This window comes from Hymenobacter terricola (assembly GCF_017921975.2).
GTDB lineage: Bacteria > Bacteroidota > Bacteroidia > Cytophagales > Hymenobacteraceae > Hymenobacter > Hymenobacter terricola.
Genome location: NZ_JAGEMO020000071.1, coordinates 19,093 through 40,099 on the forward strand (window position 1 = coordinate 19,093; position 21,007 = coordinate 40,099).

Here is a 21,007-nt window from a genome sequence, read left to right on the forward strand (position 1 = left end):
CACGACGCTAGTTTTTCAGCCCTTCACTTCATTTTTATCGCCATGAACAAGCTCCTGCCCTTTCTCACCCTCTGCTTCGCCTTGCTGCTGAGCAGTTTCGTAACCCGGCCCACCGCCGATGGCTACAAAGTAGGCGACAAAGCCACCGATTTTAAACTGAAGAACATCGACGGCAAAATGGTGTCCCTGGCCGACAACAAAGCCGCCAAAGGCTACATCGTGGTATTCACCTGCAACACCTGCCCCTTTGCCCAGGCCTACGAAAGCCGCATCGTTGCCCTGAACACCAAGTATGCGCCCCTGGGCTACCCCGTAGTTGCCATCAACCCCAACGACCCCGCCGTGGCCCCTGGCGACTCCTACGCTGCGATGCAATCCAAGAAATACGCCTTCCCCTACCTGCAGGACGAATCGCAGGAGGTGGCCAAAACCTACGGTGCTACCCGCACGCCCCACCTCTTCATTCTCACCCGCCAAGGCAATGATTTCGTGGTGTCGTATATCGGGGCCATTGATGACAACTCGGAAGATGCCAAGCTGGTGAAAACGAAATACGTGGAAAATGCGATGACCGAAATTCTCGCCGGTAAAGCCGCCACTACCAATTCGACCAAAGCCATTGGCTGCGGCATTAAGTGGCGCCGGGCATAAGCTGATAGCTGAACTCATTGAACGTCATGCTGAGCGAAGCCAAAGCACCACTACCGCGAGCGTAAATAATTACTGCTGCGGTAGAGGTGCTTCGGCAAGCTCAGCATGACGTGCTGTTGTATAGTTGCTGTTACGGCCCTACTTCCAACACAATCTTACCAATGTGCGCACTGCTTTCCATCAGCTGATGCGCGGCGGCCGCTTCGGCCAGAGGAAAGGTTTTGTAGATAACGGGCCGGAATTTCCCGGCGGCCACTAGCGGCCACACGTGCTGTTCCACTTCCGCTGCCAGCGCGGCTTTGAAGTCGGCGGAGCGGGGCCGCAGCATGCTCCCCGAGATGCTTAAGCGACGGCGCATCACCTCCAGGGCATTAAATTCGCCTTTGCCGCCTTGCATGGCATTCACGAAAACCAGGCGGCCGTCCTCCCGCAGCAGGCGCAGGTTTTTGGCGATGTAGTCGCCGCCAATCATGTCGAGAATAACGTCGACGCCTTCGGCGTTGAGCACCTGCTCAAAATCCTCCGTTTTGTAGTTGATGGCCCAGTCGGCTCCCAATTCGCGGCAGGCCGAGCACTTGGCATCATCCCCGGCCGTAATGGCCACGCGGCTGCCCCGCGCCCGCGCCAGCTGAATGGCCGTGGTGCCAATGCCGCTGCTGCCGCCGTGCACCAGCAGCAGCTCGCCGGGCTGCAATGCCCCGCGCTGAAAAACGTTGTGCCACACGGTAAACACGGTTTCGGGCAGCGCGGCTGCTTCCACCATGCTCAGGCCGGGCGGAACGGGCAGGCAGTGGCGGGCATCTACCACGGCCAATTCGGCGTAGCCCCCGGCCGGCAACAGCGCGCACACGGCATCGCCTGGTTTCCAGCGCGTAGCCTCGGCCCCGCATTGCACCACGGTGCCCGCTATTTCCAGGCCCGGCACCTGGCCGGAGGCATCCGCACCGGCGTATTTGCCTTGGCGCATGAGCACATCGGGCCGGTTTATTCCGGCTGCATGCACGCGAACCAATACTTCGTGCGCGGCCGGCAGTGGGTCCGGCTGCTGGCGCATTTGCAGCACTTCGGGCCCGCCGGCCTGCTGAATAACGATGGTGTTCATGCGAGGATTAATGAAAAAGTAAAGTCGGGCGCTTCAAACAGTCTTCGGATACGCACCGCCTCGTGACAGCTAACGAAAAACGGCTCCGAAGAGCCGTTTAAATTTCACCAGAAATAAGCGGCGCAACGCTATAATGCTACGCACTGCCCAACTGCTGCCGCAAGGCCTGAACTTCCCGCTCCAAATCCAGCGTCCGAAACACCACTTTGGCTTCGAGGTCAGAATAGGCCAATTCCAGCTGTTCGCGCATCTGACGCTGTTCCTGAATGTCGGTGCAAGTGCCAAACCACGCAATTATCTGCCCGTCGTCACCCCGCCGCGGCAACGCCTGCCCCAAAAACCAACGGTACGACTCGTCCCTGGCTTTGAAGCGGTATTCGATGCGGTAGTCGCCGCCGGTCGCCAATGAATGCCCCCACACCTGGCGGGCCCGGGCCTGGTCATCGGGATGCAGCAGGTTGTTCCACATGTCCGGCCCCACGCTATCGGCCAGCGTGTAGCCCGTAAAGTCAATCCAGCGCTGGTTGAAGTACGTGTGGAAGCCGTTGATGTCCGTTATCCAGACCAATTGCGGAATAAGGTCGGCCAGAAAGGTGAACTGCTCGGGCCCAACCAAGCCATTTTCGGAAGCAGCGGGCATGGACACGGCGGGCAACGGGGTAACGGGAGGCGAAGGATTCACGAACGAATGGGGACGTAAGGTTCGGTAATAATAAAGATTAGGCGCGGTCAAGCTGCATTTCCATGCCCGAGGCAAAGTACAGATTGAGTTGGCCGCGCAAGCCATCGGCTGAGCGGCGCATGCGCGTAACCAGCGCGCGGGTGGCCTCATTGGGCAGTTCAAAACTGAGGTATGGCCGGTTCAGTATTTCGTCGCGGGTTATTTCCCACCGGCCCATCTGGCCCGGTCCGGATGATTCCGTTTGCGCCTCCAGTTGGCCCGGATTGAAGACCAGCCGAGTAGCTTGTGCCAATGGGCTATCCGGGTCGTTACGGTTAAGCACCCGACTGGCAACCTGCCATTCGCCACCGAAATAGTCGTCCGGCAGTTGTTGTAAATTTATATCCAGTAGCAAATCAGACATGCAGAAATTAAAACAGCCCCGCGGCTGCGAAAAGTACAGTTGAACCGTTTAATGCACGTCCCAGGCATGGGCGAAAACGTTGCCCACAACCGGCAATAGAGGACCTGCCGGCCCGCCTAACCCAAAATCAAGCACCACCGTTCCTTCGCGTTTACTGATTTTTATCCGAATTAATACGTACTCCCTGATATGAAAAAGCCCCGCTTTATTCCGGCATTGCTCGGTGCCGCTCGCTTCACGGGGTTAGCCGCCTGGCAAACCGGGCGCCTGTTCCGCCAACTCGCCGCCCGCGCCCTCGATTCGGTGCAGGACGTCCTTCGGGCCGAAGTGGAGAAAGGCAACCTCAAGCTGGTGGCCGATTTTCTGGCCGACAAAGCGTTGCCTGCTGCCCGCGTGCTGCTGGTTGAGCAGATGACCGTGCGGCTGCTCCTGCGCCTGGGTTTGCGCGGGGCCCTTGCCTCCAACGTAGTGGGCTGGGTGTTGCCCTTTGTGATTGAAAAGCTCATTGCCGTAGGCAACAAAAGTGGCCTGTTTGATAAGCTCAAGGCCAATCCCACCATAAGCGAGTCGCTCGACAAGCTGGATGAGCTACGCCGCGCCACCTGGAAAATGCTGGTGCCCGACCCTGGCAGCAGCGCCGAAGTCCTCGAAGACGAAGCAGATGCCCTTACGCCGCGGCTACCGCTCCTACTAGCAGCTCCCGCCGCTGCTGCGAAGCATAAACGTGCCCCCACAGCTAAATAGCCAATAATTTCGAATCTTATGCCGTATTAAAAACCCTGCAATCGATTGCAGCGTATAACCAAAAAAAGCCACCTCACCTGAGATGGCTCTTTCAAAACCGGGGCGCGGCGAGAATTCCCACCCAACACCGGACCCGATTCCGTCCTCCGACGATTTACCGGCTGAACAAAAGTTCGCGGTACTTCACCAGAGGCCAGTCCTCGTCGGCCACCATCTGTTCGAGCTTGTCTACGGCTCGGCGGATGGGGTCGAATTTTGGTTTTACTTCCTCGCAGTATGCAACCGCCAATTCGCGGGCATCTCCAATTTTGTTAGCTTGTTTACGCGCCTCCGTCATGGCGTCGGCGTTGGTTTTAATGGTTGAAACGTGGCGGGAAATGGATTTAATCATTTCCACGGTCACTTGGCTGTTCTCGTCGTCGAGGCCAATTTCACGTAGGCCGCGCACGTTGTCGATGAGTTTGGTCTGGTAGGCCAGGGCCGTGGGGATGATGTGGTTAATGGCCAAATCACCGAGCACACGGCTTTCAATCTGAATTTTCTTCTGGTATTCTTCCAGCAAAATCTCGTGGCGGGCGTGTAGCTCAACCGGCGAGAAAATGCCGTGCCTAGCAAACAGGTCGGCCGCGTCGTCGCGCACCAGGGCGTCGAGGGCTTGCGGCGTGGTAGCAATGTTGTTCAGGCCGCGGCGAGCCGCTTCCTCTTTCCACTCATCTGAGTAGCCATTGCCTTCAAACCGAATGGCTTTCGAGCTGATTACGTACTCGCGCAAAACCTCAACGATGGCAACCTCTTTTTTCTTGCCTTGTTCGATTAGTGCGTCAACAGATTTCTTGAAGTCAATGAGCTGGTCGGCCACAATGGTGTTGAGCACCGTCATTGCTGAGGAGCAGTTGGCCGAAGAACCTACGGCGCGCAGCTCAAACTTGTTGCCGGTAAAGGCAAAAGGCGACGTACGGTTCCGGTCGGTGTTATCGAGCAGGATGGGCGGAATCTTGTCAATGCCCAGCTTCAGGTAAATGTTGTCGCCTTTGTCGAGGGGCAGCTTGGCGGTGCGCTCCAGTTCATCGAGCACCGAGTCCAGCATCGAACCCACAAACACCGAAACAATGGCCGGCGGGGCCTCGTTGGCACCCAGGCGGTGGTCGTTTGAAGCCGAGGCAATGCTGGCGCGCAGCAAGTCGGCGTAGCGGTGCACGGCCTGAATCGTGGTGATGAAGAAGGTCAGGAACTGGAGGTTTTCCTTGGGCCGGCGGCCGGGAGCGAGCAGGTTCACACCCGTATCGGTGCTCATTGCCCAGTTGTTGTGCTTGCCGCTGCCGTTCACGCCGGCAAAGGGCTTCTCGTGCAGCAGCACCTTGAAGTTGTGGCGCTCGGCCACGCGGTCCATCACATCCATCAACAGCTGGTTGTGGTCCACGGCCAGGTTGGCGTCTTCAAACGTGGGAGCGCACTCAAACTGGTTGGGGGCCACTTCGTTGTGACGGGTCCGCAGCGGGATGCCCAGCAGATTCGCTTCTTCCTCGAAATCGAGCATGAAACCGTGTACCCGAGCCGGAATCGAGCCGAAGTAATGGTCGTCGAGCTGCTGGCCTTTGGCCGGAATGTGACCGAACAAGGTACGGCCGGTCATTACAAGGTCGGGGCGGGCGTCATACAACGCTTTATCAACCAGAAAATATTCCTGCTCAATGCCGAGCGTGGTGTTGACGCGGCTCACGTCTTTGTCGAAATACTGACAAACTTCCACGGCCGCTTTTTCCAGCACGGCCAGTGATTTCAGCAGCGGCGCTTTATAATCGAGGGCCTCGCCGGTGTATGCCACAAAAATGGTGGGAATACACAGGGTTTTGGCACCTACCGTTTCAATGATAAAAGCAGGCGAGGTGGGGTCCCAGGCAGTGTAGCCGCGGGCCTCAAAGGTGTTGCGAATGCCACCGTTCGGAAACGACGAGGCATCGGGCTCCTGCTGCACCAGCGCGGAACCTTTAAAATTTTCAATCGGCCGACCGTCCGAATTGAGGTCGAAGAACGAGTCGTGCTTTTCGGCGGTAGCCCCGGTTAGCGGTTGAAACCAGTGAGTGTAGTGAGTAGCACCTTTGGCCATGGCCCAGGTTTTCATGGCTGAAGCGACGGCATCGGCTACGTTGCGTTCCACGGTAGCCCCTTGTTTTATAGCGGCTTGCAGCTTCTTAAAATAGTCGCCGGGCATGGTAGCCCGCATGGCTTCAAGGTTAAAAACACTTTGCCCAAAACTGTCGGAACGACGCGCAGCAGCAGGTGCCACCGTAATAGGGCGTCGCAGGTTAACAAGTTCGAGGGCTTTAAAGCGGAGAATGGCCATATTAGCGGGGAAACCAGGCGGGAAAAATGTGTGAGCGTTGAATTACGATTCTTGGGGCAAAGATAAAACACGAATCAGTTCCACCTCTATCCGACCCCCAAATAAAAGGGCTTTTTTCAAGAAAGTGTATTTTTTTCACCCTCCCCCCCTCCTTTAATACGACCAATCTGCAATTTTTGTCGACTAAACCTCACAATCCACTTATTTCTTGTTTTTTTTAGTCCGTTGGCTGGCAGTCTATCTTTGGGGCGTGAAAAACCGCTTTGCGTTTCAGCCCCGCTACTTCTTATTCTGGCTGCTATTTTTTGGACTGGGCCGCGCCATGTTCCTGGGCTATCAGCACGCATCCACGGCGCATCTCTCCTTACGGACGCTGCTGGGGACTTTTGGCTACGGACTGCGGCTGGATGCCTCGGCTGCGGCGTATGTGTGCATGCTGCCGTTTTTATTTTTTGTTATCGGCAGCCTGCTGCCACGGCTGCCGCTACAGGGGCTCATCCGGGCTTACTCGGCGGCTATTAGCCTGGTTTTGGCCTCTTTGATTACCGCCGATTTGGAGTTGTACCGCACATGGGGATTTCGGCTGGACGACACGCCCCTGCAATACCTGAATTCGCCCCAGGAAATGGCCGCTTCGGCAGGGAGCGCGCCGGTGGGGCTGCTGCTGGGGCTGCTGCTGGGGCTGCTGGCCAGTAGCTGGTGGCTGTATAATAAGATAGTGGAGCCCCTCGCTGTGCTGCCCACGTGGTTCGGGCGGGGGCGAGCAGCTTTGGCGGGGCTGCTTTATGTGGCTTTGCTGGTGGTGCCCCTGCGCGGCGGCACCCAGCAAATTCCGGTGAACCAGAGCGACGTCTACTTCTCCCATGTCGCCTTTGCCAACCACGCGGCCATGAATGCGCCATGGAACATGATGAGTGCGCTGGTCCTGCGGGCGGAAGAGCAGCCGATTCAGCCGCTCATGCCGGACAGCACGGCCCGGCGGCTGGTGGCAGGCCTTTACCCGCGAGCAGTGGGCGCGCCGGCTTTGCCCGATTCTTCGGCCTCCATTCTGGCCGATGCGCGGCCCAATGTGCTGTTCATCATCCTCGAAAGTTTTACGGGCAAACTGGTGGGCAGCGTGGGTGGGGAAAAAGGCGTGACGCCGAACCTGGACAGCCTGGCCCGCACGGGCGTCTTGTTTACCAACATTTATGCGGCGGGCGACCGCAGCCAGAAAGGCCTCGTGGCGCTGCTGTCGGGGTATCCCAACCAGCCCACGACCAGCATTATCAAGTTCCCGCGCAAAACCGAGCACCTGCCGCACCTGTGCCGCTCGCTGGCGGCGGCGGGCTACCGGTCGCACTATTATTACGGCGGCGAACTGGCATTTGCCAACATGAAAAGCTACCTGCAAACGGCCGGCTACGAGCAGTTCACGGAGCGCGCCGACTTTGCCGCCGCCGACCAGAACTCCAAATGGGGCGCCCACGACGGCGTGCTCTTCAACCGCATGCTGAGCGACCTGAAGCGGCAGCCGCAGCCATTTTTTGTCACCGCCTTCACCCTGAGCAGCCACGAGCCGTTTGAGGTGCCCATGAAACGCAAATTCCCGGGTACAACCGAGGCTGACTTGTTCCGCAACTCAGTTTATTACACCGATTATACCCTGGGCCAGTTCCTGCAGAAAGCCCAAAAAGAACCGTGGTACGCCCACACCCTGCTGGTGCTGGTAGCCGACCACGGCCACCAACAGCCCCACGACTCCCCCAACCAAAGCCCCGAGAAGTTTCGGATTCCGCTGCTGCTGGCTGGTGGGGCCCTGCGGCCCGAAGTCCGTGGCCGGGTCGTGAGCACCATCGGCTCGCAAACGGATGTGGCGGCCACGCTCCTGCGCCAGCTCAACCTGCCCGCTACTTCTTTCGCGTGGAGCCGCGACTTGCTGGCTCCGCATCCCACTTCCTTCGCCTATTACTGCTTCAATAACGGCTTTGGCACCGTGGCACCGGCCGGCACAATTTCCTTCGACAACGTGAACCGGCAGGTCTGGGAGCAAAGCAGCCCCGGGCTCGCGCCCCAGCTGCAATTGGGCAAGGCGATGGAACAGGTTTCACTGGAAGATTTTGCCCGAAAGTAGGAACGCGCGCCCGCCGTACCTTTGCGGGGCCATGCCTACCCCCCAATCCGTTGCCTTTTATACCCTCGGCTGCAAGCTGAATTTTTCCGAAACGTCGGCCATTGGCCGCCAGTTTGAGGAAAAAGGCTTTCAGAAAATCCCGTTCGAAGCCGGGGCCGACCTGTACGTCATCAATACCTGCTCCGTAACCGACCACGCCGACCGCAAGTGCCGGAAAGTGGTGCAGCAGGCCCTGAAGCACAACCCCGACGCCTTTGTGGCCATCGTGGGCTGCTACGCCCAGCTCAAACCCCAGGAAATTGCCAACATTCCCGGCGTAAGCGCCGTGCTGGGCGCGGCCGAGAAATTCATGCTGGTCGATATTCTGGCTGATTTCAAGAAGCCCGCCGCAGGCCAGCCGGGGCAGGTGCACGCCTCCCCCATTTCCGCAGCCACGGAATTTCACGCCGCCCACTCGTTTGGCGACCGCACCCGCACGTTCCTCAAAGTGCAGGATGGCTGCGACTATTCCTGCTCGTTTTGCACCATTCCGCTGGCGCGGGGCGGCAGCCGGTCGGGCAGCATTGCCAGCGTGGTAGCGCGCGTAGAAAAGCTGGCCGAAACCGGCGTGAAGGAAATTGTGCTGACAGGCGTTAACCTTGGTGATTTTGGGCTGCAAGGGCCGGAACGCGAGCGGCGCGAAGATTTTACCCAGCTGGTAAAAGCCCTCGATGACGTGGCCGGCATCCGTCGTTTCCGCATCAGCAGCTGCGAGCCCAACCTGCTGACCGACGAAATTCTGGATACCGTGGCGGCTTCGGCCCGCTTCATGCCGCACTTCCACATCCCCCTGCAAAGCGGCTCCGATAAGATTCTGGGGCTGATGCGCCGCCGCTACCGCCGGGCGCTCTACGCCAGCCGGGTGGCCCGAATCAAGGAGCTGATGCCGCACGCCTGCATCGGCGTCGATGTGATTGTAGGCTTTCCGGGCGAGACGGACGCGGACTTTTTGGACACCTACAACTTCCTGAACGAATTGCCCATTAGCTATCTGCACGTTTTCCCTTACTCGGAACGCCCCGATACGCTGGCCCCCACCCTGCCCGGCCGGGTGCAGGACCGGGTTCGGCACGAGCGCACCACGCAGCTGCGGAGCTTATCGGAAAAGAAGAAGCGGTTTTTCTACGAGCAGCACCTCGGCCTGGAAACCAACGTGCTATTCGAAGACGACGTAACCGATGGCCGCATGGAAGGCTTCACGCCCAACTACATCCGCGTGGCAGCGAAATACGACCCGCTGCTAGTGGGCGAAATGAAGATGCTGCGGCTGACCGCCGTGAATGCCTTTGGGCTGATGGAAGCCGAAGAAGTGGGCATATTGGCCTAAACCATTGCCTGTCGGGCCATTGCCAGCATTTCGCGCAGCATTTGCTGCTGCTCCAGCAGATGCTGATTGCGCAATTCGGCCATGGCGAGTTGGTGCTGCAGGTACTGCGCATTGAGGGCAGCGGCTACGTAATTTTCGGGTGCGGCAACGGCCACTGGTACCGGCGGCGCTACTGCTGCGGGCGTGGGCGTAGTCGGGGCCGGAACCGGTTCTGGGGCGGGCGGAGCAGCCATCAGAGCGGCAGCTTGCGGAACAGATTCAATTACGGGTAATGCCGTTTCGGAAGACGTTTCGGGTGCGCTGGCGGTGGTCATTCGTGTTGCTTCTTCGGGTGCAGGGGTGCTGGTGCCAACGGGCTGTGCGGCGGCGGCGGCCAGGGCCAACGTAGCGGCGATTTCGGCAGGCTGCAGCCGCGTGCCGGCCACGCCGGGGCCGGGCCGGCGGTGCATCGGCAGCTCTACATCGGCCAAATCGATGGGCTCCAACGGCAGTTCCGAAGCGGAGGGAGCGGCCAATGGAGCAATGGACGGCACCGTGGGTTTGGGCGCGGGCTCGCCGCTTACCAGCATGGGGCCACGGCCCAACAGCAGCCAGTCCCTTGATACATTTGGGTAGATTTCAAACACCCTGCACAGCAGGTCGTAGCCGGGTTTATTGCGGCCGTCGATGAGGTGCTGCACTACGCTGGCTGTTTTGCCCAGGGAGATGGCAAAGCTGTTTTTGGTCAGGCCAAACTGCTGAATGAGCTGCGCGAAGCGTTGGTCGATGGGAACAGGAACGGGGGCAGCCATAGCATTTGCACAAATGAGTAGTTGCGCAAATGTATAATATTCCCGCTCCCGAATCGGCAAAGGGAGCCCGCCTTGCGTTTTTTCAGTGGCAGGCTACTCGTAGCGCAACGACTCAATCGGGTCCAGGGCGGCGGCCTTGCTGGCGGGGTAGTAGCCCGAGGCCAGGCCCACTCCTACGCAGATTACGAGCCCGACAATCATCCACACCCACGGCACCAGGAAGGAGCCCGAGCCCACAAACTTGGCCACCCCATTGCCGCCCAGCACGCCCAGCAGGATGCCGAACGAGCCGCCCAGCAGGCAGATAACAATGGCCTCAAGCAGAAACTGCTGGCGAATTTGCACAGCCGTTGCGCCCAGCGCCTTCCGGATGCCGATTTCGCGGGTCCGCTCCGTTACCGATACCAGCATGATATTCATGAGCGCAATGCTGGCGCCCAGCAGCGTGATGAAGGCGATGATGCTGCCGCCGGCCCGCACTTTACCCGAAATCGACTCCAAATCCGCCGCCAGGGATTCGCTGCTTTCTACCACGAAACTATCTTCATTGCCCAGCTTGTCGTGGCGCACGGCGCGCATCACGCCGGTGGCCTGGCCCATCAGGAATGCCATCGTGCCCTGCTTGTCGGTGGCGGTTTTGATGTCGTAGGTGAGGGCACCCTGCCGGGGCAGCTGATTGCCGGTTTCGAGGGGGACCAGGGCCATGCGGTCGGCCCCGCCGCCGCCGCCCGCGCCGGTGCCGCTTTTTTCGAGGAGGCCCACAATCAGGAAGCGGCGGCCCATGGCGGCCACGTATTTGCCCACCGGGCTTTGCCTGGGAAACAGCTTGGAGCGGATTTCATCGCCCACAATCAGCACGTTGGCCCCGCTGGTGAGCTCGGCCTGCGAGAACGTGCGGCCGCCCACCAGGTTGTAGCCCTGAATTTTAAGGTAGTTCTCATCGCCCGCGATGACCTGCATGTTGGGGTTGGTTTTGGTGCCGTTGGCCTTCATTTCCACGGCTCCGGCAATGAACGCCGAAAGACCTACCTGTGCCTCGTCGCCCATCGCCGTCTTGTATTGCTTGGCTTGCAGAAAGCTGATGGGCGGGTACTGCCGGGCCTGCACGCCGCCGCGCCGGAAGCGGTTGCTGTAGCCTTTGGCGTGCAGCTCGAAGGAGTTGGCCCCGAGGCTGGCGAACGTTTCGGACAGCGAATTCTTCATCGCATCAATCCCCGTGAGGATGCCCACCAGGGCAAACAACCCGATGCTCAGGATGAGCGCCGTGAGGATGGTGCGCAGCAAATTGGCGCGGATGGAGCGGAAAGCTTCGCGGACGTTTTCGAGGGGATTCATGGGCTGGAGCTCCAACTTTCAGCTGGAAAATCATTGAGCGATAAGGAGACGGCCTAAACGACGCGGCGCCCGGCAGTTGGCTGCGTGGCCTTTGGGGCGGGGCAATGGGCCAAAGTTCGGCGGCCGGCGCTTAACTTGAACCACCCGCGCCGCAACCTCGTTGGTTCGCTGCGTCTCTTTTCCCAAAAACACCATGCTATTTAAGCGTCTTCTGCTTTTCCTGCTCCTGGCTGTGGCCGGCATGGCCGCGCCGCTGGCCGCCCGTGCCAACCACGTGTTCATTCCGATGGACAACACCCAAAAAGAATGCCTTAAAGCCTACGGGGTGGCCTTTTGGCTGCTTCAGCGCGAGGTCCCCGTCGACTGGCTCCTGAACTACCGGGGCGGCTCGTTCGCCTTCGAAACCACGCCCGGAGCCGAGAATGAGCTGGCCGTGCGGGGCGTCACGTTCCAGGTCATCAGCGAGGCGCAGTACACCGGCATCCTCCAGGAAATAGCCGACCCCAACGCCAATATGGACGTGATGAAGCTGGAGAAAGTGCCCAAAATAGCGGTGTACACGCCCAAAGGCAAACAGCCCTGGGACGATGCCGTGACCATGGTGCTCACCTACGCCGAAATTCCCTACACGCAGATTTACGACGACGAAGTGCTGCACGGCGACCTGCCGAAGTACGACTGGCTGCACCTGCACCACGAAGATTTCACGGGCGAGTACGGCAAATTTTACGCTACCTACCGCAGCTACCCCTGGTACCAGCAGCAGGTGCGCGATGCCGAAGCCGCCGCCAAGCGCAACGGCTTCACCAAAGTGAGCCAGATGAAGGCCACGGTGGCCGTGAAAATGCAGGAATTTATTGCCGGGGGCGGCTTTTTGTTCGCCATGTGCTCGGCCACGGATAGCTACGATATTGCCCTGGCCGGCCTGGGCGTGGACTTGGTGGAAAGCATGTACGACGGCGACCCGGCCGACCCCAACGCCCAGTCGAAGCTCAATTTCAACCGCTGCCTGGCCTTCCAGAACTTCCAGCTGGTGCGCAACCCTTACGAGTACGAGTATTCCAACATCGACATGCAGCCCGGCGAGCGCGGCCTGGGCGAGCAGAACGACTATTTCTCGCTCTTCACGTTCTCGGCCAAGTACGACCCGGTGCCCACCATGCTCTGCCAGAACCACGAAAAAACCATCCACGGCTTCATGGGCCAGACCACGGCCTTCCGCAAAAGCCTCATTAAGCCCGACGTGGTAATAATGGGCGACACCAAGCAAACCGGCGAGGCGCGCTACCTCCACGGCACTCTGGGCAAAGGCACCTGGACGTTCTACGGCGGCCACGACCCCGAGGACTATCAGCATTTGGTGGGCGAGGAACCCACCGATTTGTCGCTGCACCCTAACTCCCCCGGCTACCGGCTAATATTGAACAACATTCTTTTCCCGGCCGCCAAAAAGAAGAAGCAAAAGACCTGATATCGGGCGCAGTGCCCCACAAAAAAAGCCCTGATTGGAAACGACCAGGGCTTTTTTGTGCACAGGTTTTTCAATGTTGGCAATTGCTGCCCTGAAACTGCATCATTAGACCCGTTCCTGCCGTTAAGACCGGGGAATTACCCGATTGAGCCCCCTTTTCTGCATGGACGAACTGCATCAAGCCAATTACTCGCTCTCGGCCAGCCGGCCCGATGAGCAGCAGCCCACCGAGGAAATAGCCAATCCCCTGCCCCGCGCGGTACTGCGCCTGAACAGCCATGTGCTGCTCGATGGCCAATGGCGCTTTGCGCACGATGTGGATGATACCGGCCTACGCGACGACTGGGCCCTGGGTCACAGCTACGAGCATATGGCCCAATGGCCGGGGTCGGTGGAAGCACATCTGGCGCAAGCGCGGGGCCAGCAGGACGGCGCTACCTGGCACGACAAAGTGGTGGTGTGGTACGAGCGGGAGTTTACCTTGCCCGAAGTGGCCGAGCCGCAGGTGCGCTCCATGATTCAGCTTACGTTTGGGGCCTGCGGCTACGAAACGCGGGTCTGGCTCAATGGGCAGCCGCTCAAAACCATTGAGGGCGAAGAAGTTCACTTTGGCGAATACACTTCCTTCACCTACGAGCTGGATGAGGCAAACCTGCACCTCGTGAACCGCCTCACCGTGCGCATTGCCGACACAATGGACGCGGAAACGCCGCGCGGCAAGCAGGAATCGCACGTGTACAAGCGCGGCGGTATCTGGTACCAGACCTACACCGGGGCCGTGCGCAGCGTATGGCTGGAAGTGGTGGAGCGCAACCGCCTGCGCTCCCGCGTGGGGGTGGTGAGCGTGGTAGAAGACCAGCTCGTGCGCTTCAACCTCACCCTGCGCATCCACGACGCGGGCCCGTACATCATTCGCCTCCAGGTCTTTGACCCGCTGACTACGGACCGCACCGTGCCGCTGGCCATGTCCGACTTCCCGCTGCACTTGGAAGCCGGGCAGTGGCAGCAGCGCGTGGTACTGGAGGTGCCGAGCGCGGAATTGTGGTCGCCGGAAGCCCCGAACCGCTACCGGCTGGTGGCGCAGCTCATCAACGCCGAAGGCTATGCGGCCCAGATTGAAACGCTGTTTGGCCTGCGCAAAGTGGAGGCCCGCGGGCGCTACGTGTACCTCAACAACCAGCCCACTTACCTCGACGGCATCCTTTACCAGCCCGGCCAGGCCACCCTGGAGGAAATGCAGCGCCATATGCACGCCATGAAGGCCCTGGGCTGCAACCTGGTGCGGGTTCACATTGCCGGCATCGACCCGCGCATCTACAACCTGGCCGATGAGCTGGGCCTGCTGCTGTGGGTGGAAGTGCCCAGCCCGCACAGCTCGACGCCGCGCAGCCGCGAAAACCACCGCGCCGAGCTGCTGCGCATGGTTACGCTCAGCGAAACCCACCCCAGCATCATCATCTGGAGCTTGTATAACGAGGACTGGGGCGCCCAGGACATTGCCACCAATGCCGAAACCCGTCAGTACATTGTCGACACCTATCACTTCATGCAGATTGCCTATCCGCAGTTTCTGGTGGTCGATAATGACGGCTGGCACCACGTTTCCTACACCGGCCGGCTGAAATCGGACCTGCTCACGGCCCACCTCTACACGCCTGATTTCAGCCGATGGCAGGAACTGCTCGACCGCCTGGTGGGCGGCGAGATGGAAGGCACGGCCGCCTTCCCACTGGTGGTGGGCGACCCGTTCTTTTATCGCCACCAGGTGCCGCTGATTGTGAGCGAATGGGGCGGCTTTGGCTTTTCCGACTACGGCGGGCCGCAGGATGCCGAAGCCCGCACCAACAGCATCCGCGACTTCAAGCAGGAGCTGCGTCGCCGGCCCATTGCCGGCGACGTCTACACCCAGGCCACCAACATCGAGGACGAGCGCAACGGGCTGATTGACCCGGCTACCGGTACATTAAGCGTGCCGGCGGGCCTGCTGGCCTCGCGGCAGCTGGAATATCTGCAATAAAACGATGGACGAAACCGCTTCAGTAGCGCGGTGAGGACCGGCCCGATTGTGGGGCGGCCAGCGTAGCCGTCATGCACCAGGCAGCTCCCAGGGCCGTATTGTTAGCCCGGAGCTGCATATAGATTTTACCGCGCACGGTGCTCGTCACCGAGGCCTGCTGCACCACCAGCTCTGCCACGGCCACGCGCTGGCGCGGAGCGGGAACTTTGGCGGCGACAGGCACTACCAATTCAAAAACCACCACTTGCTCCGTTTCTTCGTCGCAAGTGGGAAAGCAGCACATTTCTACGTTGCCGGGGCCGGGGGTATGGTCGAGGTTTTGCATAAAAAAAAAGGTGGAGTGTAGTAGGAGTAGAAAGAGAAGTGCAACAAGCTTAGGTAAATATGGCTCGAATTTGTCGAATAATTGCTAGTGAAGGGCTTAGTTCATGGAATGGCAATTTGGGCCGGCTCGAACCGGCCCGCCGCTTCCGGGGTTATCTTTGCAGCCCGCCATTTTCGGTGTTTTGCCTGCCCATATGATAACTAAAGAAGCCGTTCTCAAAGCCCTGAGCTACGTGGAAGAGCCCGACCTGGGCCAGGACCTCGTGACGCTCAACATGATTGAGAATATTGAGATTGACGGTCTCACCGTTGCGTTTACCGTGGTACTCACCACTCCGGCCTGCCCGCTCAAACAACTCATCCACGATGCCTGCGAGCGAGCCATTCATACGATGGTAAATAAGGACGCCAACGTGGTAATTACCATGACTTCGCGCGTGACCACCCTGCGCAACAACCGCGGCGACCTGCTGCCCGGCGTGAAAAATATTATTGCCATTGCCTCGGGCAAGGGCGGCGTGGGCAAAAGCACCGTCACGGCCAATCTGGCGGTGGCGCTGGCAGCTACCGGTGCCAAAGTTGGCCTGGTCGATGCCGACATTTCCGGACCCAGCATGCCCACCATGTTCGGGGTTGAGAACGAGGCCCCGCACGTATTTCAGGGCCCGAACGGCAAAAACCTGATTCAACCCATCGAAAAATACGGGGTGAAGCTGATGAGCATTGGCTTCCTGGCGCCGGCCGAATCGGCCATTGTGTGGCGCGGCCCCATGGCTTCGTCGGCGCTCAAGCAATTCATCACGGAAGTGGACTGGGGGGAGCTTGACTACCTGTTGCTCGACCTGCCGCCCGGCACTTCCGACATCCACCTCACGCTGGTGCAAACCGTGCCCGTAACCGGCGCCGTCATCGTGACCACGCCGCAAAAAGTGGCCCTGGCTGATGCGCAGAAGGGGTTGCAGATGTTCCGCCAGCCCCAAATCAACGTGCCCGTGCTGGGCGTGGTGGAAAACATGGCGTGGTTCACACCCGCCGAACTGCCCGATAACAAGTACTTTATTTTTGGTGAAAACGGAGGCCAGCGCCTGGCGGCGCAGCACGATGTGCCGCTGCTGGGCCAATTGCCGCTGGTGCAGAGCATCCGCGAAAACGGTGATGAAGGCCAGCCCGCCGTGTTAGACCCTGAATCGGCGGTGGGCCGGCTCTTTGCCGACCTTGCCGAAGCCGTGGCCCGCCAAGTAAGCATCCGAAACAACGTGGCTCCCAAAACGGCCGTCGTGCAGATGAATCCCTAATCCCGTGGAAACGACACCCTCACCCCCCATTTTTGACCACCCGCTGATGCCCCGCATCGAGGCCGCCCTGGACAGCCTGCGCCCCTACCTGGCCACCGATGGCGGCAACGTGCGCGTGGCCAACATCACCCCCGAAGGCGTGCTCCAGCTGGAATGGGAAGGGGCCTGCGGGGCCTGCCCCATGTCGCCCATGACCCGCGCCGGCCTCGAAGACACGGTAAAAAAAGCCGTGCCCGAAATTACGGCCGTTGAGGCCCGATAACTCCATTTTTGTTCAGCCAGTTGCCATAAAGCACGTCATGCTGAGCTTGCCGAAGCATCTCTACTGCGAGAGTAATTATTTACTATTGCGGTAGAAATGCTTCGGCAAGCTCAGCATGACGTGCTTTATACCCACTTTTTTCCTCCGCATCCTCCTCCCTCCACATGTCCTCTGCGCTTAATTCGCCCACGCTCCGCTCCTGGATTGACATTGCCCCCACTTGCGACTTTCCCATCCAGAATCTACCTTTTGGGGTTTTCGAAACCGATGAGCGGGGCCCGCGCCTGGCGGTGGCCATCGGGGGCTACGTACTGGACCTGTACGCCGCCAGCCAGTTCGGCTTTTTTGAGGACTTGACGGAATTAGGCGCCGCCCAGCCCAAGGTGTTTCGCCGCCGTTCGCTCAATGCGTTCCTGCGCCTGGGGCGCCCGGCGTGGCGGGCCGTGCGCCAGCGCGTGAGCGAGCTGCTGCGGCACGACGAGCCCCGGCTGCGCGACCACGAGGAAGCCGTGCGCACCTGCTTGCTGCGCCAAACCGAGGTTCGCATGCTGCGGCCCGTGAAACCGGCCAACTATACCGATTTCTACAGCAGCATCGAGCACGCCACCAACGTGGGCACCATGTTCCGCGACCCGGCTAACGCTTTGCTGCCCAACTGGCGCCACCTCCCCATCGGCTACCACGGCCGCACCAGCAGCATTGTGGTTTCGGGTACGCCCATCAAGCGCCCCAACGGCCAGCGCAAGGCTCCGGACGAGGCCACGCCCACGTTCGGTCCCAGCCGCCAGCTCGATTTTGAGTTGGAAATGGCCTTTGTGGTTGGCACCGGCACTGAGCTTGGCACGACCGTGCCAATAGAGCAGGCGGAAGAGCACATCTTCGGCCTCTGCCTGTTCAACGACTGGAGCGCCCGCGACCTGCAAAGCTGGGAATACGTGCCGCTGGGGCCATTTTTGGGCAAGAACTTTGGCAGCAGCCTGGCTCCCTGGGTGGTCACGCTCGATGCGCTGGAGCCCTTCCGCACCGCTGGCCCCGTGCAGGAACCCACGCCCTTGCCCTACCTAAACCAGAGCGGGGCCCACAACTTCGACATCAATCTCGAAATAGCCCTCACGCCCACCCATGGCCCCGAAACCACTATCAGCCGCACCAATTTCGGCCTGATGTACTGGAGCATGGCCCAGCAGCTCACCCACCACGCTTCCAACGGCTGCAACCTCGAAGCCGGCGACCTCTACGCCTCCGGCACCATCAGCGGCGCTACCCCCGATTCGCTCGGCTCAATGCTGGAACTGGCGTGGCGCGGCACCCGCCCCGTGCCCCTGGCCGATGGCTCGGAACGCAAATTCCTGCTCGATGGCGACACGGTAATCATGCGCGGCTACGCGGAGAAAGAAGGCCTTCGGATTGGGTTTGGTGAAGTGAGCGGCACCATCCTGCCCGCCGAATAATTAGTGCATTCTATCGTCGCGCACTGGCAGATTCGTCACAATTTCGCCTTCTATTTTTAGCAATTCCTGCAGCCGTTCTTCTACTATTTTGGGGTCGCAGTATTCTTTGGCCAAATCGACGTAACTTACGAAATGCGCGGCTTCCGAAACCATTAATTCGTAATAGAATTTACTTAATTCCTGGTCGGCGATATTCTGCCACAATAATTTAAATCGTTCGCAGCTGCGCGCTTCAATTAAGGCCGATACCAGCAGCTGGTCCATGAGCTGACGCTCGCGGGCGCCGCCTTTGCGCACGTAGGCCAGCAGCTGCACCACATACTCGTCTTTGCGCGGGCGGCCCAGAGCAAAGCCGCGCTTGCGCAGCTCCAGCAGCACCCGCTCAAAATGGCTCCATTCCTCGGCTACTAAGTCCGTCAGCTCATCCACGAGGCGGGTTTTCTCGGGATAATGGATAATCATGCTGATGCCGGTACTGGCCGCTTTTTGCTCGCACCAGGCGTGGTCGACCAGAATATCTTCGATATTTTTTTCGGCAATATTAACCCAGCGCGGGTCGGTATTCAGCTTTAATTTCAGAATGGTTTTCTCTTTCATCGCCGTGCTTCTAATTGAAGAAATTCCACTTCACACCAAACTGAAATCGCCGGGGGTAGCCGGTATAATAAGGCGTCGCGAAATAGCCATTATCCAACACGCCCTGGTTGACATACGCCACTTTTAAAAACACCGATACTGCTTTAATATCCGCCGAAAGAAATACGTCAACTATCGGGTAATTGCGGATGGTGAAATAGTCCTGCTGGTAGAATTGCTGGGTGCTGGGGCTGTAAGTAAACGCTTTGTAGCTCGACTGATAATACAGCTCGGCCCCGATTTGATTGAATAGCGCTTTGTGAAAAATGTAGCTCTCGTAGAAAATGCGAGAATTGGTTACCAGCTTCGGAATGCGGAGGCCGTCTACGTCGCCGCCCTGGGTGTAGGTGGCTTGGTTATCCAGCCCAACCCGCCCGACCCGAACCTGATGCCGGGCGAAGCCAATGACGAGGTTGCGCGCCACCGAAGCCTGAGCCGGCATCGCCAGGTCATTGTAATACACCAGGTTGGCAATGTTTACCACGCCGCCGCTGGCTTCGAAACGATGCTCGGAAAGGATTGAAAAGTTGGGGATTTTCAGTTTCAGGCGGGCCGTTAATTGAGTGGTATTGGTATTGTTGAACCGGCCAATGTTGTGCCATTCGTAGTTATTTCCCACGAACTCCTGCTGGGTAAGAGTGGGCGAAACCGAGCTGCTGAGGGCTTCGGCCGAGAGCGGGCCGGTGCGAATGGAAGCCCGCAGCCAATATTCCGGATAATTCTGATACGGGCTGCCAATTGAAACGGCGTGGAGCTCGCCGGCAGTTTCAATCGCGTAAATCGTGTGGTAGTTAAACGACGCGGTGCCGCCGAGAAACAACTCATTGAAAGTGCGCTTGGGAGCTGCCTGCACCAGACTCAGGCCAGTGGTGGCGGGCGTGGCCGAAAATTGATTGACCGTCAATGATTGGGTAACTAGGCTGGCGTCGCGCAGGCGGCCATACAAGCGGTATTCCACCACCTTGGTGCGCCCAAGTACGCCCACGGTATTTTCTACTTGGCGGAGTTCAGCCCGGTCCAGAATGGCCGCCGTATTGCGCAGTACGCGGGGATAGAACAGGACCCGCGGAAAATAGACCTCTGCCGGATTGAGGCGCACCAGGGCCGCATCAGAATAGCTATTGTACTGCCGCTTGGCGTCGAAAGTGTGGTAAACCGTCAGCCCGCGACCAAGCAGGCGGTAAGTTTGCGTGAAGTACAGTTCGTCGCGGGCCTCGGTATTTGCGGCCTGGGTGAGATAAACCTGTTCCTGCGAGTATTTAAATAATTCCTGGGGCCGGCTTTCGCCGATGGTGATGCTGTCGCCGTTTTCCGACTTTGCCCGGGATGTAATTGGCCGGATGCCCCCCTGTTCGATGGCCCGGTGGCGCACGTTGCTGAAGTTAAACAGCAGATGGTAGCGTTCATCCTCGGTTTGGTAGCGACCAAAAAACAGCAGGTTGGAATGCTCCACCAAGCCATCGCGTGAAGACCGGGCGGCCAGGATTTTATTCGACGCAATGCGCTCGTAGGCCAGGCCGATGCTGAAATTTTTTTTCAGGCTGCGGCTGTAGCTAATCTCAAACACCTGCTCGCCGGCACCCGACTGGATGTACCGGAAAAACGAGTACGGCGACCGGGAATCGTAGTACGGCACCGTGGAGGCATCGCGGGCATACTTGTCGAACACGTTGCGCCCCAAACGGGCTCCCAGCTGCAAATTGGGCTGGTACAGCAACGGCCGCGAGGCCGTGCCCACGGCCCCCAAATCCTGCTGAAACGTGGTGTCGTGAAACCAAAACCGGGCTTGCGGCCAGCGCGTGAGCGTGGTATCAAGCGGCGTGCCGGCCGTGGAGTCGCGCAGCACCTCGGCCTCGTAGATGAGGCGCGTGGTTTTGGGGCCGTACAGCACCTTAGTGGAGTCATCAACCACCTGGGCCTGGGCGGCGGGCGTGGCCAGCAGGGTCAGCAGAAGCACCAGCAGCCCCACCAAGGCCTGCCCAAATGATAAAAATCCTCGTTGCGATGCCTTCAAGCAGGT

18 protein-coding genes are annotated in these 21,007 nt (G+C 59.3%); 9 read left to right on the forward strand and 9 right to left on the reverse strand.

Annotated features, from left to right (window positions below; translation table 11 throughout):
* Positions 1–42: 42 nt before the first annotated feature.
* Entirely contained in the window at positions 43–651 is a 609-nt protein-coding gene (locus J4G38_RS23420) for a thioredoxin family protein (RefSeq protein WP_210515666.1), read from the forward strand.
* Positions 652–781: 130 nt separating this feature from the next.
* On the opposite strand, the gene J4G38_RS23425 is transcribed toward J4G38_RS23420, so the two are convergent.
* The 3 genes from J4G38_RS23425 to J4G38_RS23435 all read right to left on the reverse strand — a co-directional run bounded on the left by J4G38_RS23425 (position 782) and on the right by J4G38_RS23435 (position 2,838).
* On the reverse strand, positions 782–1,753 hold the full coding sequence (locus J4G38_RS23425; protein ID WP_210515668.1) for an NAD(P)H-quinone oxidoreductase: 972 nt from the start codon (positions 1,751–1,753) through the stop codon (positions 782–784).
* A gap of 136 nt (positions 1,754–1,889) precedes the next feature.
* A complete protein-coding gene (locus tag J4G38_RS23430) occupies positions 1,890–2,435 on the reverse strand; it encodes a PAS domain-containing protein (RefSeq protein ID WP_210515670.1) in 546 nt (181 codons plus the stop codon).
* 37 nt (positions 2,436–2,472) lie between these two features.
* Entirely contained in the window at positions 2,473–2,838 is a 366-nt protein-coding gene (locus tag J4G38_RS23435) for a hypothetical protein (protein ID WP_210515672.1), read from the reverse strand.
* Positions 2,839–3,027: 189 nt separating this feature from the next.
* Between J4G38_RS23435 and J4G38_RS23440 the strand changes: the two genes are divergently transcribed.
* Positions 3,028–3,582 carry a hypothetical protein gene (locus J4G38_RS23440; protein WP_210515674.1) on the forward strand — a complete coding sequence of 185 codons (555 nt, stop codon included), beginning with the start codon at positions 3,028–3,030 and terminating at the stop codon, positions 3,580–3,582.
* A gap of 154 nt (positions 3,583–3,736) precedes the next feature.
* Here J4G38_RS23440 and J4G38_RS23445 read toward each other — a convergent pair whose 3' ends face one another.
* The gene (locus J4G38_RS23445) at positions 3,737–5,926 is read right to left on the reverse strand and encodes a glutamine synthetase III family protein (protein ID WP_210515676.1); all 2,190 of its coding nucleotides are present in this window, start codon (positions 5,924–5,926) and stop codon (positions 3,737–3,739) included.
* 250 nt (positions 5,927–6,176) lie between these two features.
* Between J4G38_RS23445 and J4G38_RS29065 the strand changes: the two genes are divergently transcribed.
* Together J4G38_RS29065 and mtaB are read left to right on the forward strand one after the other, a co-directional pair.
* A complete protein-coding gene (locus J4G38_RS29065; RefSeq protein WP_210515678.1) occupies positions 6,177–8,039 on the forward strand; it encodes an LTA synthase family protein in 1,863 nt (620 codons plus the stop codon).
* A 31-nt stretch (positions 8,040–8,070) separates the two neighbouring features.
* Entirely contained in the window at positions 8,071–9,405 is a 1,335-nt protein-coding gene (mtaB, locus tag J4G38_RS23455; RefSeq protein ID WP_210515680.1) for a tRNA (N(6)-L-threonylcarbamoyladenosine(37)-C(2))-methylthiotransferase MtaB, read from the forward strand.
* Here mtaB and J4G38_RS23460 read toward each other — a convergent pair.
* Both J4G38_RS23460 and J4G38_RS23465 read right to left on the reverse strand, forming a co-directional pair.
* Positions 9,402–10,196: a helix-turn-helix transcriptional regulator gene (locus J4G38_RS23460; RefSeq protein ID WP_210515682.1), complete on the reverse strand. Its 795-nt coding sequence runs from the start codon at positions 10,194–10,196 to the stop codon at positions 9,402–9,404. The genes mtaB and J4G38_RS23460 overlap by 4 nt on opposite strands.
* 93 nt (positions 10,197–10,289) lie before the next feature.
* Positions 10,290–11,531 (reverse strand): ABC transporter permease, encoded by a 1,242-nt coding sequence (locus tag J4G38_RS23465; RefSeq protein ID WP_210515684.1) that lies wholly within the window; start codon positions 11,529–11,531, stop codon positions 10,290–10,292.
* Positions 11,532–11,724: 193 nt separating this feature from the next.
* Here J4G38_RS23465 and J4G38_RS23470 point away from each other — a divergent pair, with 193 nt between their 5' ends.
* Together J4G38_RS23470 and J4G38_RS23475 are read left to right on the forward strand one after the other, a co-directional pair.
* A complete protein-coding gene (locus J4G38_RS23470) occupies positions 11,725–13,002 on the forward strand; it encodes an asparagine synthetase B (protein WP_210515686.1) in 1,278 nt (425 codons plus the stop codon).
* Between the two features lie 163 nt (positions 13,003–13,165).
* Entirely contained in the window at positions 13,166–15,019 is a 1,854-nt protein-coding gene (locus J4G38_RS23475) for a glycoside hydrolase family 2 protein (protein WP_210515688.1), read from the forward strand.
* Positions 15,020–15,038: 19 nt separating this feature from the next.
* Here J4G38_RS23475 and J4G38_RS23480 read toward each other — a convergent pair whose 3' ends face one another.
* On the reverse strand, positions 15,039–15,344 hold the full coding sequence (locus J4G38_RS23480) for a hypothetical protein (RefSeq protein WP_210515689.1): 306 nt from the start codon (positions 15,342–15,344) through the stop codon (positions 15,039–15,041).
* Between the two features lie 193 nt (positions 15,345–15,537).
* Here J4G38_RS23480 and J4G38_RS23485 point away from each other — a divergent pair, with 193 nt between their 5' ends.
* The 3 genes from J4G38_RS23485 (at position 15,538) to fahA (ending at position 18,351) form a co-directional block, all read left to right on the forward strand.
* Complete coding sequence (locus J4G38_RS23485) at positions 15,538–16,638, forward strand: Mrp/NBP35 family ATP-binding protein (RefSeq protein ID WP_210515691.1); 1,101 nt, start codon at positions 15,538–15,540, stop codon at positions 16,636–16,638.
* A 46-nt stretch (positions 16,639–16,684) separates the two neighbouring features.
* On the forward strand, positions 16,685–16,900 hold the full coding sequence (locus J4G38_RS23490) for a NifU family protein (RefSeq protein ID WP_068195361.1): 216 nt from the start codon (positions 16,685–16,687) through the stop codon (positions 16,898–16,900).
* 164 nt (positions 16,901–17,064) lie between these two features.
* The gene (gene fahA, locus J4G38_RS23495; protein WP_210515693.1) at positions 17,065–18,351 is read left to right on the forward strand and encodes a fumarylacetoacetase; all 1,287 of its coding nucleotides are present in this window, start codon (positions 17,065–17,067) and stop codon (positions 18,349–18,351) included.
* On the opposite strand, the gene miaE is transcribed toward fahA, so the two are convergent.
* Positions 18,352–18,948: a tRNA-(ms[2]io[6]A)-hydroxylase gene (gene miaE / locus J4G38_RS23500; RefSeq protein WP_210515695.1), complete on the reverse strand. Its 597-nt coding sequence runs from the start codon at positions 18,946–18,948 to the stop codon at positions 18,352–18,354.
* A 10-nt stretch (positions 18,949–18,958) separates the two neighbouring features.
* The gene (locus tag J4G38_RS23505; RefSeq protein ID WP_210515697.1) at positions 18,959–21,001 is read right to left on the reverse strand and encodes a putative porin; all 2,043 of its coding nucleotides are present in this window, start codon (positions 20,999–21,001) and stop codon (positions 18,959–18,961) included.
* Positions 21,002–21,007: the final 6 nt, after the last annotated feature.

What these genes read in the sequence shown, in the direction of transcription:
- J4G38_RS23475 (WP_210515688.1), top strand. Translation starts at nt 13,166, where the DNA reads ATGGACGAACTGCATCAAGCCAATTACTCGCTCTCGGCCAGCCGGCCC.
- J4G38_RS23420 (WP_210515666.1), top strand. Translation starts at nt 43, where the DNA reads ATGAACAAGCTCCTGCCCTTTCTCACCCTCTGCTTCGCCTTGCTGCTG.
- fahA (WP_210515693.1), top strand. Translation starts at nt 17,065, where the DNA reads ATGTCCTCTGCGCTTAATTCGCCCACGCTCCGCTCCTGGATTGACATT.
- J4G38_RS23440 (WP_210515674.1), top strand. Translation starts at nt 3,028, where the DNA reads ATGAAAAAGCCCCGCTTTATTCCGGCATTGCTCGGTGCCGCTCGCTTC.
- J4G38_RS23465 (WP_210515684.1), bottom strand. Translation starts at nt 11,531, where the DNA reads ATGAATCCCCTCGAAAACGTCCGCGAAGCTTTCCGCTCCATCCGCGCC.
- J4G38_RS23435 (WP_210515672.1), bottom strand. Translation starts at nt 2,838, where the DNA reads ATGTCTGATTTGCTACTGGATATAAATTTACAACAACTGCCGGACGAC.
- J4G38_RS23425 (WP_210515668.1), bottom strand. Translation starts at nt 1,753, where the DNA reads ATGAACACCATCGTTATTCAGCAGGCCGGCGGGCCCGAAGTGCTGCAA.
- mtaB (WP_210515680.1), top strand. Translation starts at nt 8,071, where the DNA reads ATGCCTACCCCCCAATCCGTTGCCTTTTATACCCTCGGCTGCAAGCTG.
- miaE (WP_210515695.1), bottom strand. Translation starts at nt 18,948, where the DNA reads ATGAAAGAGAAAACCATTCTGAAATTAAAGCTGAATACCGACCCGCGC.
- J4G38_RS23490 (WP_068195361.1), top strand. Translation starts at nt 16,685, where the DNA reads ATGCCCCGCATCGAGGCCGCCCTGGACAGCCTGCGCCCCTACCTGGCC.
- J4G38_RS23485 (WP_210515691.1), top strand. Translation starts at nt 15,538, where the DNA reads ATGATAACTAAAGAAGCCGTTCTCAAAGCCCTGAGCTACGTGGAAGAG.
- J4G38_RS23480 (WP_210515689.1), bottom strand. Translation starts at nt 15,344, where the DNA reads ATGCAAAACCTCGACCATACCCCCGGCCCCGGCAACGTAGAAATGTGC.
- J4G38_RS23470 (WP_210515686.1), top strand. Translation starts at nt 11,725, where the DNA reads ATGCTATTTAAGCGTCTTCTGCTTTTCCTGCTCCTGGCTGTGGCCGGC.
- J4G38_RS23445 (WP_210515676.1), bottom strand. Translation starts at nt 5,926, where the DNA reads ATGGCCATTCTCCGCTTTAAAGCCCTCGAACTTGTTAACCTGCGACGC.
- J4G38_RS23460 (WP_210515682.1), bottom strand. Translation starts at nt 10,196, where the DNA reads ATGGCTGCCCCCGTTCCTGTTCCCATCGACCAACGCTTCGCGCAGCTC.